Annotated in this window: 15 protein-coding genes; 7 read left to right on the top strand and 8 right to left on the bottom strand. The window is 70.5% G+C overall.

Going from position 1 to position 14,481, the window contains the following annotated elements; translation table 11 throughout:
* Positions 1-86 precede the first annotated feature (86 nt).
* A complete protein-coding gene (locus tag DFJ67_RS11295) occupies positions 87-977 on the bottom strand; it encodes a fructosamine kinase family protein (RefSeq protein WP_116067843.1) in 891 nt (296 codons plus the stop codon).
* A 70-nt stretch (positions 978-1,047) separates the two neighbouring features.
* Between DFJ67_RS11295 and DFJ67_RS11290 the strand changes: the two genes are divergently transcribed.
* Positions 1,048-1,554, top strand: a complete 507-nt coding sequence (locus DFJ67_RS11290) for a GNAT family N-acetyltransferase (RefSeq protein WP_116067842.1) — start codon at positions 1,048-1,050, stop codon at positions 1,552-1,554.
* 146 nt (positions 1,555-1,700) lie between these two features.
* Positions 1,701-2,843: a DUF4192 domain-containing protein gene (locus DFJ67_RS11285; protein WP_116076038.1), complete on the top strand. Its 1,143-nt coding sequence runs from the start codon at positions 1,701-1,703 to the stop codon at positions 2,841-2,843.
* A gap of 88 nt (positions 2,844-2,931) precedes the next feature.
* Here the strand turns inward: DFJ67_RS11285 and fdhD are convergent, their stop codons facing one another.
* Complete coding sequence (gene fdhD / locus DFJ67_RS11280; protein WP_116067841.1) at positions 2,932-3,819, bottom strand: formate dehydrogenase accessory sulfurtransferase FdhD; 888 nt, start codon at positions 3,817-3,819, stop codon at positions 2,932-2,934.
* Positions 3,820-4,131: 312 nt separating this feature from the next.
* Here fdhD and mobA point away from each other — a divergent pair, with 312 nt between their 5' ends.
* From mobA to DFJ67_RS11265, 3 genes are all read left to right on the top strand, one after another.
* The gene (mobA, locus tag DFJ67_RS11275; RefSeq protein ID WP_116067840.1) at positions 4,132-4,740 is read left to right on the top strand and encodes a molybdenum cofactor guanylyltransferase; all 609 of its coding nucleotides are present in this window, start codon (positions 4,132-4,134) and stop codon (positions 4,738-4,740) included.
* Entirely contained in the window at positions 4,737-5,003 is a 267-nt protein-coding gene (locus DFJ67_RS11270; protein ID WP_116067839.1) for a DUF6457 domain-containing protein, read from the top strand. The genes mobA and DFJ67_RS11270 overlap by 4 nt, the downstream gene beginning before the upstream one ends.
* A 448-nt stretch (positions 5,004-5,451) precedes the next feature.
* Positions 5,452-6,534: a T3SS (YopN, CesT) and YbjN peptide-binding chaperone 1 gene (locus tag DFJ67_RS11265; protein ID WP_116067838.1), complete on the top strand. Its 1,083-nt coding sequence runs from the start codon at positions 5,452-5,454 to the stop codon at positions 6,532-6,534.
* Between the two features lie 198 nt (positions 6,535-6,732).
* Here DFJ67_RS11265 and DFJ67_RS11260 read toward each other — a convergent pair whose 3' ends face one another.
* Together DFJ67_RS11260 and DFJ67_RS11255 are read right to left on the bottom strand one after the other, a co-directional pair.
* The gene (locus tag DFJ67_RS11260; RefSeq protein WP_239097045.1) at positions 6,733-8,517 is read right to left on the bottom strand and encodes a beta-propeller domain-containing protein; all 1,785 of its coding nucleotides are present in this window, start codon (positions 8,515-8,517) and stop codon (positions 6,733-6,735) included.
* Between the two features lie 124 nt (positions 8,518-8,641).
* A complete protein-coding gene (locus DFJ67_RS11255; protein ID WP_116067836.1) occupies positions 8,642-9,100 on the bottom strand; it encodes an Lrp/AsnC family transcriptional regulator in 459 nt (152 codons plus the stop codon).
* 58 nt (positions 9,101-9,158) lie between these two features.
* On the opposite strand from DFJ67_RS11255, the gene ddaH reads away from it, so the two are divergent.
* On the top strand, positions 9,159-10,025 hold the full coding sequence (gene ddaH / locus DFJ67_RS11250; protein ID WP_203783294.1) for a dimethylargininase: 867 nt from the start codon (positions 9,159-9,161) through the stop codon (positions 10,023-10,025).
* Here the strand turns inward: ddaH and DFJ67_RS11245 are convergent.
* Together DFJ67_RS11245 and DFJ67_RS11240 are read right to left on the bottom strand one after the other, a co-directional pair.
* A complete protein-coding gene (locus DFJ67_RS11245; RefSeq protein ID WP_116067835.1) occupies positions 10,000-11,202 on the bottom strand; it encodes an ABC transporter substrate-binding protein in 1,203 nt (400 codons plus the stop codon). The genes ddaH and DFJ67_RS11245 overlap by 26 nt on opposite strands.
* 85 nt (positions 11,203-11,287) lie before the next feature.
* Positions 11,288-12,109, bottom strand: a complete 822-nt coding sequence (locus DFJ67_RS11240) for an alpha/beta hydrolase family protein (protein WP_116067834.1) — start codon at positions 12,107-12,109, stop codon at positions 11,288-11,290.
* Positions 12,110-12,166: 57 nt separating this feature from the next.
* Between DFJ67_RS11240 and DFJ67_RS11235 the strand changes: the two genes are divergently transcribed.
* Positions 12,167-12,775 carry a bacterial proteasome activator family protein gene (locus tag DFJ67_RS11235; RefSeq protein WP_409362892.1) on the top strand — a complete coding sequence of 203 codons (609 nt, stop codon included), beginning with the start codon at positions 12,167-12,169 and terminating at the stop codon, positions 12,773-12,775.
* 30 nt (positions 12,776-12,805) lie between these two features.
* On the opposite strand, the gene DFJ67_RS11230 is transcribed toward DFJ67_RS11235, so the two are convergent.
* Positions 12,806-13,597 (bottom strand): HAD family hydrolase, encoded by a 792-nt coding sequence (locus DFJ67_RS11230; RefSeq protein WP_409362891.1) that lies wholly within the window; start codon positions 13,595-13,597, stop codon positions 12,806-12,808.
* Positions 13,597-14,418 (bottom strand): HAD family hydrolase, encoded by an 822-nt coding sequence (locus tag DFJ67_RS11225; protein WP_116067831.1) that lies wholly within the window; start codon positions 14,416-14,418, stop codon positions 13,597-13,599. The genes DFJ67_RS11230 and DFJ67_RS11225 overlap by 1 nt, the downstream gene beginning before the upstream one ends.
* Positions 14,419-14,481: the final 63 nt, after the last annotated feature.

Here is a 14,481-nt window from a genome sequence, read left to right as displayed (position 1 = left end):
GGGAGACCGAGCCTCGCCCGCACGGCCGCGCTGCGCCCGCGGACCGCGCTGCGCCCGCGGGACCCTGCTGCGCGAGCAGGACCGCGCTACGCCAGCAGCAGGGTGTCGACCGCCTGGCGGACCGCGGACCGGTAGGCCGAGCCGAACAACGCCGTGTGCACGAGCAGCAGGTGCAACTGATGCAACGGCACCCGTTGCCGCCAACCGTCGGCGAGCGGCCACTCCTCGTTGTAGGCGTCGACGATCCGGGCCAACTCCGGCGCTCCACCGAAGAGCGCGAGTTGCGCGAGGTCGGTCTCGCGATGACCGCCGTGCGCGGCCGGGTCGATCAGCCAGGCGCGGCCGTCGCCCGCCCAATAGAGGTTGCCTGGCCACAGGTCGCCGTGGATGCGCGACGGTGGCTCGGCTCCGCCGTACACCTCGATCTGGTCGATCAACCGCTCCGTGGCCTCGATGTCGGCCGCGGACAGTGCCCCACCATCGGCCGAGAGCCGCAAATATGGCTGTAGCCGCCGCTCGGCGAACCAACGCGGCCACGGCTGGGCGGAGGGCGTGTTGTCCTGGGTCAGGGCGCCGATGAAGCCGGGCCACTCCGCCCCGAACGCCGGCGCACCAGCGCGATGCATGGCCGCGAGTTGCCTGCCGAATCGCTCGGCTCCCTCCCTGGTCGGCTCTCCCGCGTCGAGCCACTCCAGCGCCAGCAGTTCCGGTAGCGCCGCCAGCACCTCCGGCAGCGGCGGCCCGTCGGGAGTCCGCAGCCACTCGAGACCAGCCGCCTCCGTGGTGAAGAAACCCTCGGGAGTGGGCGCCGACGACCGCTCGGGCCAGGTCTTGACGAACAGCGAGGCGCCGTCGTCGAGGGTCAGCCGGGATGCCGCCGCGATGCTGCCGCCCGCGACCGGCGTCTCGCGTATCCGCTGGTGTTTGAGGAAAGTCGGCAGATGTTGCGGATGAGACCGGAGGTAGGCCAGGTCCATGACGACCAAGTCTGTACCCCTGTCGTGCGTCGGGTTCCGCCGGGTCGCTTCGGAGAGTAAGCATGAGGACATGACGGATGCGGTGGTCCGGCCTTATCGACCCGGGGACCACTCCGCGGGGCGCGCCCTGTGGGCCGAGCTCGCGGAGCGGCGAAGTGGTCTGTATGGGCAGTCTCCGGGCCCGGACCCGGGCGCCGGTTTCGAGGACTATCTGACCCGGATCGACCTGTCGGGGATCTGGGTGGCCGAAGACGCCGGGGAGGGCGTGATCGGTCTGGTCGGGTTGTTGATGCAGGGCACCACCGGTGAGGTGGAGCCGATCGTCGTCGCCGCCCGGCACCGCGGCGCGGGCGTGGGCGCCAAGCTGCTCAAGCACGTTTCCGGCGAGGCCAAGAAGCGCTCGCTCGCGCGGCTCACGATCCGACCGGAGTCGCGCAACGTCGAAGCTCTGAAGTCGCTTCATGCCGCTGGTTTCGACCTCCTCTCCGCTGTCGAGCTCAGCCTCGACCTGCACCCGGCGCCGTCCACCGTGGACAACGTCGACATAGACCTGTTCGGGCTGCGCTTCCGGAGCTGAGTTTCGCGGGTGGGGCCGTTTCCGCGGGGATCTTGACGAGTTGCCTGTGGATAACTTCGGGTCGAGCGTGTCGTGGCACAAGTTATCCACAGGTTGCCCATAGTGCGGTGGCGATCACGCACCGGCATCGGCCACGCTTCCGCGCCATGACCGCTACCCAGGCGCCACCCATCACCTTGCGTTCCTGCGCCGACCTGATCGCGTCGGTGCCCTATCTGCTCGGGTTCCACCCGTCCGACAGCATCGTGGTCATCGCGATCGTCGGAGTCCGCGTGCGCTTCGTGGCCCGTGGCGACCTGCCCGGCGGGGTCGCCCCGGAACACATCGCGCGGCGGCTGCTGTCGCTGCTCCAGCGCGACACCGTCGACACGGTCGCGATCGTCGGATACGGCCCGTCCAGGTCGGTGACCCCCGCCGCCGAGGCGCTGTGCGCGGCGCTGAAGTCGGCCGACATCCACACCCTCGACGTGCTCCGGGTCGACGCCGGCCGCTACTGGTCCTACGTCTGCACCAACCCGACCTGCTGTCCACCCGAGGGCAAGACCTACGACCCGACGACAACCTGCGTGGGCGCCGCCGCGGTTTACGCCGGCCGCGTGGCGCTGCCCGACCGGGATGCCGTGGCGGCGTCCATCGCCCCGGTCGACGGCGCCGCACGGATGGCGATGACCGAGGCCACGACACGCGCCGACGCCCGCCTGACCGCCCTCGTCGAAGGCGCCCGTTCGGCTCCCGACAACGGACAGCCCCGGCTCCGGACGATCGCGCTGCGTTCCGCGGGTGCGGCCGTCCGCGCCAACGCCCGGGTCGCGAAGGCGCTGCGCACAGCGGGCGACGAGGCCGTCGACGCCGCGTTCGACCGCTACCGCGCCGGCCGCCGCCTCACCGACGACGAGGTGGCCTGGCTCAGCGTCCTGCTGGTCCACCTGCCGGTGCGTGACCACGCGTGGGAGCACAGCACCGACGACGACTGGCAGGTCGACCTGTGGAGCGACGTCGTCCGCCGCGTCGACCCGCCGCTGGCCGCGGCGCCGGCGAGCCTGCTGGCCTACACGGCATGGCGATCAGGCCACGGCGCGCTGGCGACCATCGCGGTCGAGCGGGCGCTGGCGGTCGACCCCGACTACGCGCTGGCCCGGATGATCGACGAGATCCTCGACCAGTGCCTGCCGCCCTCGATCGTGGCCGACGCCGAGGCGCAGCCCCACCGCGCGTCGCCGCGGCGCGACCGCCGAACCACGCGACGGCGCTGGATCGGCCCGCACACGGGCCTAGACCAGGCGAGCTAGGGGGTGCGCGATGCCGTTCTCGTGGCTGGCCGCCGTGTCGACAGCGGCCGCACTGCTGCTGGCGTGGGCTGACCTCGCCAGGCGGGGCTCAGCGCACCGCCGGGCTGGCCGCGCGGTCCTCCGGCTGCGGCTGGGTGACCCGGTGGGCGCCGGAATACACGTTCATCGTCGCTCCGCGCAGGAATCCGACCAGAGTCATGCCCGCTTCCTGAGCCAGGTCGACGGCGAGCGAGCTCGGCGCCGACACGGCGGCGAGCAATGGAATGCCCGCCATCCAGGCCTTCTGCGTGAGCTCGAAACTGGCCCGCCCGGAGACCAGCAACACGTGGTCGCGCAACGGCAACCGGTGCTCCGCGACGGCCCGGCCGACAACCTTGTCGACGGCGTTGTGCCGGCCGACGTCCTCCCGCACCAACACGGCCTCGCCGGCCGCGGTGAAGAGACCGGCGGCATGCAGCCCGCCCGTGCGCGCGAAGGCCTGCTGCGCGGCCCGCAGCCGATCGGGCAGGCTGGCCAGCAGCTCAGCGGAGACGGTCATCGGGTCGTCACCGAGGTGCCAGGGCGACTGCGTCCGGATCGCGTCGATGCTGGCCTTGCCGCAGACGCCGCAGGAACTGGTCGTGTAGAAGGCGCGAGCCGGATCCGTGTCGGGCGCCGGCACCCCGTCGGCCAGCACGATGTCGACCACGTTGTAGGTGTTGGGCGTGTCCGTTCCAGCACAGAGCTGAGCGGTGACGATGTCGGCGGCGCCCCGGATGACCCCTTCGGTCAACAGAAACCCGATGGCGAGATCAATATCGTCTCCGGGCGTACGCATCGTGACAGCCAATGGCCGTCGCGGCGTCTTGCCGTCGGCCCGCGTCCCAACCCGGATCTCGAGCGGCTCCTCACCCGAGACCGAATCCATCCGCCGCACGGCGGTCCCGGCCGAGAGGTCGATCCGGACGATCTCGCGCCGGTCGGTAACCCTGCCCACGCCCCCATCCTGCCCCGCCCACAGCCACGCCGCCGAGAGAAGACGAGCAATTCTGAAGCGTTGGCGGTCAATGGTCTTCGCAGCGCGCGCCTGCTCGGCCTCGGATCCCCGCACTCGCCGCAGTTGGCCGCCCTGGGGGGTCGTATGGGGCGTTGGCTGAGTGGAGCGGGCCCGTGTGGCCAGAACGGAGAACGAGGTCCCGGCCGCGAAGGAGTTGCCAACCACCGTGGAAGTGCCGAGAAGTGATTTCTGCCGGGCCTCGACCCCGTCGCCGTAGGGTCGGGAGCGGGAATCGTCGCCGAAGGGAGTGCTGTGACGGGGTTCGCGGCCGTTGTGCTGGCCGGTGGCTCGGGCCGGCGGATGGGTGGGCCCGATAAGCCGTCGGTGCTGGTGGCCGGTCGTTCGATGCGCGACCGGGTGCTGGATGCCCTGGTCGGTGCCGATGCCCGCGTAGTTGTCGGTGGAAGCGGCGATGTGCCTGAGGGCGTGGGCTACACGCGCGAGGATCCACCGGGCGGCGGGCCGGTCGCCGCGGTCGCGGCGGGGTTGGCGGCGATCGACCGGAATTCGCGCGACGTGGTCGTCGTCGCCGGCGACCTGCCGTTGCTGACTGTGAACGCCGTTGCCACACTGCGCGCGCGTCTATCCACAGCAGACGGTGCGCTGTTCGTCGACCACGACGGGCGGAGGCAGCTCTTGTGCGGGGCGTGGCGGGCAGACGCGTTGCGGCGCAGCATCGCGGAGCTGGCTCGCGACCGGGCCGGTGGGCTGAGCGGTGCGTCCATGCGGGCGCTCGTCCAGCCACTCGACGTGGTTGAGGTGTCGTGGGATGTCGCTGGGCCGCCACCGTGGTTCGACTGTGATACCGAGGAGGATCTCCGTAGGGTTCGGGAATGGCTGACAGCGGAGAAAGCGGTATGACGCTCGACGAGTGGGTCAAGGCCGCATGCGCCGAGCTCGGCATCGCACCGGCTGATGCCTCCGTGTCGCTCGTGCTCAACCTGGCCAGGGACGTCGCACACAACACGGTTCGGCCGGCGGCGCCGGTGACGGCCTACCTGCTGGGGCTCGCCGTCGGGCGGGGCGCGGACCCACAGGAAGCGGCGGCGGCGTTGACTGCCCTCGCTACGGCCCAGGCCGGCCCGGCCGCTGCCAGCGACCGCGACCGCGATCGCGATCGCTGAGCAGGTTCTCCCCCGTCCTCGATGGCGAGCACTTCGCCTCGCTGGCCGACCGCGTTAGCTTTGTGCCGAGGGTCGGCCTGAGTACGTCCAGATGTCGGTAAACAAGGTCCCTAGCTGCGGTCTGGCAGATCAAGCAGGGTGGGCCGGCACCGAAGGTGCGGGTAGCGTCCGCCGGGAAGCGTGCCCTGCGGTGGACCGGGCCGAGCAAGGCGAACGATCTAGCTGCGGCCGTTGCGGGTCTGATCTTGCCGCGGCCGGTCTCAGCCACCGAGAATCCGTGCTGGGACGAGCAATGATCATGGGTCTGGCCTGGGGCGGGAGCGAGATCGTGAGGGCTCGGTCAGCAGACTGGGCGTAAGCGCGGTGTAATGCCGTTATCCGACTCACACCGGCCTATCCGTGGGCACCGGTGCCGTGGGTAGGGTGTGGCTGACGGACGGAGGCGATCATGACGTCAGCGAGTGCGGGGGACGATGGGCTTACAGACGCCATCCTGCTCGACGAGGCCAGCACGGCCGATTTGAGGGGCAAGGTCACCGAGGCTTGGCGGGACTTTGCGCGGGCGCTGGCGAAGATGCTTCCCGAGTTGCCGGTTGGCGCTCGGGTTGAGCTGACCCTCGATCCGACCGCCTCGGGGACGGGTACGGCCGTTTACTCCGTCGAGTTGCTGATCCTCGGTGACGGGCTCGTGCGGGCGCTCGCCGTTGGCAACGCCGGGTTGCCGCAGGGGTACCGGCTTGATCGCGCTGCTGTCGCAGACCTTGTCGCGCTCGGCTGGTCGCCGCCGGGGGTGTTGCCGGATTCGGGAGAGCAGTTCGGGCTGCACGCCTCGATCAAGGATGCGTCGAAGATTGCCACGACCGTTTCGCGCACGCTGCGCGACGTCTACGGCGCTCCGCATCCGGCGTTCCTGGTTTACCTCGTGCACGACGCCGAAGACGAGCCCATCGACGTGGAGGCGCTTGCCACCGCGCGGCCCGAGCTGGCCGGCAACCTTGACCTCGACGCGGCCATTAAGGCGGGCCAGGCGATGGCCGCCCGGGGCGAGACCGTTGTCGAAGACGACAGCATCGGGCTCGAGGAGCGGGTCCGGACCGTGGTCGCCACGCTGATGAAGTCGGATGCCGAGGCTCTCAAGGTCGACTCCGACGGCGACATCGGGATCCGGGCGGGCTCGGCGATGGTGTTCGTGCGCGTCCGCGACAACCCGCCGCTCGTCGACGTCTTCTCGCCCGTGCTGACCGAGATCGAGCCGACCGAGCAGCTCTACGTCAAGCTCTCCGAGCTGACCAACCGCATGCCGATCGGTCGTCTCTACTGCACCAACGACACCGTCTGGGCGTCGATCCCCGTGTTCGGCCGCAACTTCCAGGCGACCCACCTGATGCTCGCCGTCCAGGTGATGACCGGGCTCGCCGACGAACTCGACGACCGGCTACACGGCGAGTTCGGCGGCAAGCGTTTCTTCGGCGAGGGCGACAAGCCCGCCAACCGCGCCGCCGAAGAACCCAAGACCGGCATGTATCTGTAGCCAACCCGCCGGCGTCTAGCGCTAGCTCGAATACCTGTCGCTGCCCCAAGCCAGGCGCCAGCCCGGAAACCTGGCGCCAGCTCGGAACGGCCGGTTTCCGCCCGGAAGCTTGGCGCCGGCCGGCAATCCTGGCGCTCGATTGCGCGGAGCCTGGCGTCAACCCCGAGTTCGGTCGCCGAAAATACCCGTCCCGCCGGCCTACGTGAACGGAATCCAGGCCGCGTCGCGCATTGACGTTGTGTCTGTGGCGCGCATGCCGCCGTCTGACACCGTCCACAGTGTCCCGCCCACCATCAACGAGCGCCGGATCGACCCCTGCCATGGCGTCGACGTCGGGTGGCGAACCGTTGCGAGTTGCTCCAGCCGCGACCCGGACAACCTCAACGCCAGTGCGCCGTATGTTGTCTGAGCCGACAATGGCACGACCAGCAAGCCCGTCTCGGGCCAGTAGAGGAAGGCGTGCGGGTCGGACTCGGCCTCCGACCACCCGTTCTTCACCACGTGCTGGGCGACCCGGCGCGGGCTTGACAGGTCGGATACGTCGAACACCGAGACCTGGGTGCCCAGCACGCGGCCGCGGCTGTCGGCGTCCTGGCCCACGCCGATCACGTGGTTGGCGTCGATCGGGTGCAGGTAGGACGAGTAGCCATTGATCTTCAGTTCGCCGGCCACGGCTGGGGATGCCGGGTTGTGCAGGTCGAGAGTGTAGAGCGGATCGGTCTGGCGGAACGTGACCACGTAGCCGACCGGGCCGGTGAAGCGGACCGCGTAGATCTGCTCGTTCTTGCCCAGGCCGCCGACCGAGCCAACCTTGGACATGTCGGTCGACCTCAACACGTAGACCGACGACGACGATGCCCGCGTGGTGGCAACGCGCAGGTGGCCGTCGTATTCAGACATCGCGTATTGGTTGAGCAACGTCCCGGGCACCGAGCCAGAGGCGACGAACCGTGGCGGCCCGGAACCCGTGATGTCGAAGCGGTAGATCTTCGTTTCCTGGTCCTGCGGCAGGACGAACGCCGTTCCGAAGTCAGAGCGGATGCCGCGCCAACTCTCGTCGTTCGCCACGTAGAGGCTCGCGCCGCTGCCGTAGACGAAGTTGCCGTCCGCGACGATCGTGGTCGGGTCGCCGGTGCCCAGCGGGGCCCCGATGTCGAAGCTCAATACCGTCAGCAGCGACGTGCCGGAGAACGTGTCCGGCTTGCGGACCGCACCGCAGTCAATGTGCCCGCTAGCACTGTCGGAGCTCCAGCGCGGCAGCCAATCATCCACCGTGGACCGATCAATGACCCGCCGGTTCTCGGCCAGGCGTTGCGCCTCGGTCGCGTTTTCCCGGAACGGGAAGTCGAGGCGCGGCGTGCTGCGCACCACGATCCGCGCCGTGGCGCCGACCTGGCGGGCGTCGACCAGCGCGCCGTCGATCGTGAACGAGCTGACCACCGCGGGCCGCGTCCCCGCCAGGTCGACCGTGACCAACCGGAACGTCAGGTCTCCGTAGGAAAGCAGCTTGGACTGGGCAGTGGCCACGTCAGCGGCGGGAAAACGCCGGCCGGGACCACCCTGCGACATCAGCACCAGCGCCCGGTCGCCGGACAGCAGCAGACTGGCGTCGGCGAGGTATTCGTCGGTTCCGGCGGTGAGGTCGAGGCGGCCGGTCATCCGGCGGGTCGCGGGATCGAGCACCCGGAGCATGCCGCCCGTGACGGTGACGATTCGGCGTCCGTCGGTCTTGACCAGGTCGGGTTCGTCGACGCCGGTCTCCTGGGTGTTGGTTCCGGAGAAGCCGACTCCGGCCGGCTCGGGCACCGACTTGGCCGCCTGGTCTCCCGCGGCGAAGGCGCTTGCCGTCCGGCGGGCCGACATCATGCCCCCGTTGAACCCCCACGGCGTCACCACTGCCTTGGCGGCGCTCTTCAGACCGCCGAGCACGTCGGCGCAGGAGTCGAACGCGACCAGCTTGAACGCCGGTGCGGGGAGGGCCACGACCGGGGCCGGGGCGGGAGCGGGCGAGGGGGAAGCTGTGCACCCCGAGACGAGCAAGACAGCGACAACGGCGTACGCGGCGCGACGGGCGTTGGTCATGCCGGGTTTGACGCGGCCACCCGCCTCACCGTTCCGCCGGCACCACGTTCGGTGAGTCGACCAGCCGGCTCAGCACGATCATGCTGCGGGTCGAGGTGACGAACGGTTCGGCCCGCAGCCGCTCCAGGGCCTGCTCCAGGTGGGCGATGTCGGCGGCCCGCAGGTGCACGAGGGCGTCGGCCTCGCCGGAGACCGTGTAGGCGCCGACCACCTCCGGGTGCCGCCGGGTCGCGACCGTGAGTTGGGCGGGCGTGGTGCGGCCGGTGCAGTAGAGCTCGACGAACGCCTCCGTCGTCCAGCCCACCGCGGCCGGGTCGACGACGGCCGTGAAGCCGCGGATCACGCCCGCGGAGCGCAAGCGATCGACGCGCCTCTTCACCGCCGGGGCCGAGAGCGAGACCCGTTCTCCGATCTCCGAGTAGGAGGCGCGGGCGTCAGCGACGAGCGACGCAATGATTCGCTGATCTACGTCGTCGATCTGCAACGTTTCGCCTCTCCCAAGCAAGAGATTCGGCTGTCTTGACCACGAAGAGTACCTGATCATGGTGATCGTGAAGGACGAGCGGATGCCACGTATGCGGACATATCTCATGTGCCCGCCGGAATGGTTCGCGGTCACCTACGCGATCAATCCCTGGATGGACACGAGCGCGCCGGTCGACCCGGAGCTGGCCCTGAAGCAGTGGCAGGTGCTCCGCGAGACGCTCACCGGGCTCGGCCACACGGTCCACGTGCTGCCGGCCGAAGACGGGCTGCCCGACATGGTCTACGCCGCCAACGGCGCCTTCACCGTCGACGGTACGGCGTTCGGCGCCCGCTTCCGCTACCCGCAACGGGCCGCCGAGGCAGCCGCGCACCGGGCCTTCTACGCCGAGCACAGCTGGCCCTACGTCGAGCCCACGGAGATCAACGAGGGCGAGGGTGACTTCGCCTACCTGCCCGAGGCGTACGGCGGAATGATCCTTGCCGGTCATGGCTTCCGCACCGAGTCGGTGGCGCACAGCCACGCCCAGGAGGCCCTCGGCCGCCCGGTGATCTCGCTCCAGCTCGTCGACCCGCGCTTCTACCACCTCGACGTGGCCCTGGCCGCGCTCGACGACGCACGGATCACCTACTACCCGGGCGCGTTCTCCCCGGGCTCGCAGCGGGTGCTGGCCCAGCTCTTCCCCGACGCCCTGGTCGCCGACGAGGCCGACGCGCTGGCGTTCGGACTGAATCTGGTCAGCGACGGCCGCAACGTCGTCTTCAACGCCGAAGCGACCGGTCTAGCCGCGAAGCTGGCCGCGGCCGGCTACACGCCCGTCCCGGTCGAGCTGAGCGAGCTCAAGAAGGGCGGCGGCAGCGTGAAGTGCTGCGTCGCGGAGTTGCGCGCAGGGGCCGGCCTCAGCCCAGCGTCGCCAGCTCGCTGATCACGACATTCGACAGCACGGGGCCGTCGCGGCGCACCTCGCGCAGGTACCACTTCTGCTGCGGGGTGCGGGTCTGGTTGAACTGCCACTCGCCGCGCGGGCTGTCGATCACGCCGATCTTGCCCATGGCCAGGTTGACCGCCTGCGGCGTCGGGTCGGGCCCGGCGATCCGCACGGCCTTGTCGATCGCCTGGGCGGCGTCGTAGGAGGCCACCGCGTAGGTCGTCGGGGTCGCGTCGTAGGCGCTGCGGTAGGCGGACGCGAACTCGCGGTTGGCGGCGTTGTTGAGGTCGGGCGAGTAGTTGAGCGCGGTGAAGATGTTGCTGGCCTCCGGGCCCTTCAGCTCGCCGAGCACCTCGCCCTCGGTGAGGAAGCCGGGCGCGTAGACGGCGCCGCGGAAACCGTCGGCGTGCAGCTGGCGCAAGAACTCGACGCCGGCCTGTCCACTGTAGAAACAGTAGATGGTCTTCGGGTTGCTCTGGCGTAGCTCATCTATCTTGGCGCGGAAGAAGTTCTTCGTCGGCTCCGCGTTGTATTCCGTCCACACCGGAGCGGCGGAGATCCGCGGGTCGGTGGGGCCGAACGTGCTGCGGAACCCGTCGACGGCGTCGTGGCCGGCCTCGTATTCGGGCGCGATGATGCCGACCTTGCCCTTGGTCTCCTGCGCCACCCAGTGGCCGAGCGCCTGGCCGGGCTCGTTGTTCACATAGGACGTGCGCCAGATGTAGACCACGCTCTGGAGGTCGGACGGCGAGGCGACGGAACCGATCAGCGGGATCCGGGCCTGCTCGACGGTGTCCCGGATGCCGAGCATGACGGTCGAGTTGACGACGCCGGTCAACGCCAGCACGCCCTGCTTGAGCAGACCGTCGAGGGCGGCCTTGCCGGACTCGACCGTGTCGCCCTCGTCGGCGACGACGAGCTGCACCTGGTGGCCGCCGAGCCGTTGGTCGTTGGTCTCGAGGAACAGGTTGAAGCCCCGGGCGATCTCGTCACCGACGCTCTTGTAGCCCGCGGTCTGCGGCGCGATCAGACCGATTTTGATCGGCTTGTCGCTGACCAGTTGGTTGCCTGCGGCCGCTTCCTCGGTGTTACCGGTGCCGCAACCCGCGGCGAAGCCCGCGGCGCCCAGCGCGGCGAACAACCGCAACGCCTGGCGACGATCCATCTGCGACACGGAACGACCTTCCCCGACCGGTGGGCTGGTTCCCACACTCCCCCGGGTTCCTACCGTCTCAACGACGCTGCGTCAATGAAGATGATCACCACTGCAACGACCGCAACGCCTCTGTCACCTTGCGCCAGGCGGCCGACCGGGGATCGATGAGTTCGAAATGACCCACATTGGGAAGCTCTGAAAGCGTGATTTCGCTACCGCCGGCCCGCGCGGCTGACGCGTACCCCCGGCTCAATGAGATCGGTACTTGCACATCTGCCGTGCCGTGCACGATCACCGTGGGTGATCGCAACGGCATCGTCGGCAGTGGCTCCGCTGCGGCGTAGGCCGCCGCTCGGGTGGTCGGGTCACCACCGAGCAGGGCCGTCACGGCACCGCCGTCGAGGTCGAGCCGGTGTGCCTCGGCCAGGTCCGCCACCGGCGCCAGCGCCAGCACGCCGGCGGGTGCGGAAGGCGCATGGGCGGCGTACCAGAGAGCGAGGTGACCGCCCGCGGAATGACCGACAAGGAGCGGTGGGCCGGGCGCCGGCGCGGGACGCCCCAGCGAGGCGGCCACCGCGGCGACGAGCGCCGGCAGTGCCTCCACCCCGGCCACGACGTCGTCGAAGGTCGCCGGCCAGCCACCCGGCGCCCCCGGCCCGGTCCGCCGGTATTCGAGCTGCGCGACCGGGTAGCCCAGGGCCACCAGCGCGGCCGCGAGATGCCCGGTGTGTGCCCGGTCGTACTCGGCGCGCCAGAATCCGCCGTGGATCACCACGACCAGCGGCGCGACCAACGGCCCGGACCTGGTCAGCGGCAGCCGCACGTCAGCGACGTGGTCGAGGTGTGGGCCGTAGGCGACCACGGCGTCCGGCGGCGGTGCCGGAAGAATCAGCACGTCGCGCGGGTCGGGTTCGCGTGCGGGCATGTGCGGAACGCTAGCTTGCCGGGTCCGGGGAGCACACCCGACGGGCGTTGGGGAAAGATGGAGACTATGACCGAAACCCCAGGAGCGCCGGACGCGCAGGCCGAACCCAACCGTCGGTCGGGCACCGTGGTGGTGGTCGGGCCGGATGGCCGGCCGGTCGGCACGGTCGACACCGACAGCAGCGGCGGCGAGGAAGACCCGGGTCGCCAGATCGAGCAGCCCGCCAAGGTCATGCGGATCGGCAGCATGATCAAGCAACTGCTGGAAGAGGTACGCGCGGCGCCGCTCGACGAGGCCAGCCGGGTCCGCCTGCGCGACATCCACCAGCGCTCGATCATCGAGCTGGAGGATGGCCTGGCGCCGGAGCTGCGCGACGAGCTCGAGCGCCTGTCGCTGCCGTTCAGCGAGACGTCGACGCCGAGCGAGGGTGAGCTGCGGGTCGCGCAGGCCCAGCTCGTCGGCTGGCTGGAGGGGCTGTTCCACGGCATCCAGGCCGCCCTGGTGGCCCAGCAGATGGCGGCCCGCATGCAGCTCGAGGGGATGCGCGGCGGCCAGCGTGCGCTGCCGCCCGGCGCGGTTCCGGGCGTCATCCCCGGCCTGCCCGGCGCGGGGCCCAACCCGGGTCAGCCCGGCACCGAGGGACGCGGCACCGGCCAATACCTGTGACCGGCCAGACCGGCTAACGCCGGTGACCGATCAGGGCAGCAGCGACTCGATGTAGATCGCCACGCCGTCGTCCTCGTTGGAGGCGACCACCTCGTCGGCGACCTCCTTGACCGCCGGATGGGCGTTGCCCACCGCGATCGCCCGGCCGGCCCAGGCCAGCATCGGCACGTCGTTCGGCATGTCGCCGAACGCCGTCACCTGGGCGGCCGGCACGCCGAGCCGGTCGCAATACCAGGCCAGCCCGGCGGCCTTGGTGACACCGGAGGCGGAGACCTCGACCAGACCCGACAGCGACGAGTGGGTCGCCTCGGCGATGCCGTGCAGCGCCTTGCCGATCCGGGCGGTGAACTCGTCGGGATCGCGCTGGCCGGCGCGCACCAGCAGCTTGACGGCCGGCTCGGTGAGCAACTCGGCGACCGCGTCGACGGCCCGCACGCCGCCGTGCGCGCTGTCCCACAGGATCGGGTATTCGACCTGGTGGCGCATCTCCCGGCCGTCGACGATCTCGACCGCCAGCACCGCGTCGGGCACCTCGTCGGCCAGCCGCCGGGCGATCTCGGCGAGCACGTCGGGCGCGAGTGGGTCGGCGCGGAGCACCTGGTCGCGGGCCGGGTCGTAGACCACCGCGCCGTTGGCGCAGACCGCCGGCAGGGGAATGGCGAGCTGCTCGTAGACCAGCTTCAGCCAGCGGATCGGGCGCCCGGTGACCAGCACGACCGGCAGGTCCGCTTCGGCCGCGCGGTCCAGCGCGGCCGCCGTGCGGGCGCTGATCGTCTTGTCAGCGCGGAGCAGGGTTCCGTCGAGATCAGTGGCGATCAGCATCATCGCGACAGTAGCCGGTCGAGGTAAACGGCCACGCCGTCCTCGTCATTGCTGAGGGTGATCTCGTCGGCCGCGGCCCGCACCAGCGGGTGCGCGTTGGCCACCGCCACCTTGCCCCAGCCGGCCCAGGAGAACATCGGCAGGTCGTTGGGCATGTCGCCGAAGACCAGCACGTCGCCGGGGTCGACACCGATCGCCTCGGTGACCACCGCGAGGCCGGTCGCCTTGTCGACGCCGGGCGGGAGGATCTCGATGAAGCCGAGCCCGGCCTGGGTGACGTTGGCGGCCGACGAGGCGACGATGCGGTGTGCCGCCGCCAGCAACTCGTCGACGTCGTGCCCGGGCGCGCGGGCGAACGCCTTGAGCACGTCACCGGCCAAGCAGTCGGCGCGGCTGCGCGGCTCGAACCGGTCGGGGTAGCGCCACGCCGGGTCGGCATCGCCCCAGAGCGGCTCGTCGTGCCCGTCGAGCGCCTCGACCATGACGTTGAGCGGACCGACCGCCGCCTCCAGGTCGACGAGCACCGACGCGAGCACCTGGCCCGACAGCCGGGCGTCGCGCAGCACGATCGGGTCGAGCGGGTCGGTCTGGTCGACCACCCGGCCCCCGTTGGCCATCACGAGGAAGTCGGCGTCGCGGATGTCGTTGCGGGTCAGCTCGGCCAGGCGCGGGCCGCGGCCGGTGGCGCCGACGATGGGGATGCCGGCGGCGCGCACCCGGTTGAGCACCTCATGGGTGAATGCGGACACCGTGTCGTCGCTGCGCACGATCGTGCCGTCGAGGTCGGTGGCGACCAACTTGGGCAGGCCCGGCCGGGGCATGGCTCCTCCTCGCCCCGACCCGTGACGGCTGCCGGGAAGGAGCCGCGAGCGGCCGGGCAGCAA

Origin of the sequence: Asanoa ferruginea, from assembly GCF_003387075.1 — a bacterium.
Taxonomy (GTDB): Bacteria; Actinomycetota; Actinomycetes; order Mycobacteriales; family Micromonosporaceae; genus Asanoa; species Asanoa ferruginea.
This window is presented reverse-complemented; position numbering and strand designations above follow the sequence as displayed.

Excerpts from the sequence above, each read along its gene's own strand:
- DFJ67_RS11285 (WP_116076038.1), top strand. The coding sequence starts at position 1,701 with ATGACCGCTACCCAGGCGCCACCCATCACCTTGCGTTCCTGCGCCGAC.
- DFJ67_RS11225 (WP_116067831.1), bottom strand. The coding sequence starts at position 14,418 with ATGCCCCGGCCGGGCCTGCCCAAGTTGGTCGCCACCGACCTCGACGGC.
- DFJ67_RS11240 (WP_116067834.1), bottom strand. The coding sequence starts at position 12,109 with ATGCCCGCACGCGAACCCGACCCGCGCGACGTGCTGATTCTTCCGGCA.
- ddaH (WP_203783294.1), top strand. The coding sequence starts at position 9,159 with ATGGTGATCGTGAAGGACGAGCGGATGCCACGTATGCGGACATATCTC.
- DFJ67_RS11230 (WP_409362891.1), bottom strand. The coding sequence starts at position 13,597 with ATGCTGATCGCCACTGATCTCGACGGAACCCTGCTCCGCGCTGACAAG.
- DFJ67_RS11270 (WP_116067839.1), top strand. The coding sequence starts at position 4,737 with ATGACGCTCGACGAGTGGGTCAAGGCCGCATGCGCCGAGCTCGGCATC.
- DFJ67_RS11235 (WP_409362892.1), top strand. The coding sequence starts at position 12,167 with ATGGAGACTATGACCGAAACCCCAGGAGCGCCGGACGCGCAGGCCGAA.
- DFJ67_RS11265 (WP_116067838.1), top strand. The coding sequence starts at position 5,452 with ATGACGTCAGCGAGTGCGGGGGACGATGGGCTTACAGACGCCATCCTG.
- DFJ67_RS11290 (WP_116067842.1), top strand. The coding sequence starts at position 1,048 with ATGACGGATGCGGTGGTCCGGCCTTATCGACCCGGGGACCACTCCGCG.
- DFJ67_RS11295 (WP_116067843.1), bottom strand. The coding sequence starts at position 977 with ATGGACCTGGCCTACCTCCGGTCTCATCCGCAACATCTGCCGACTTTC.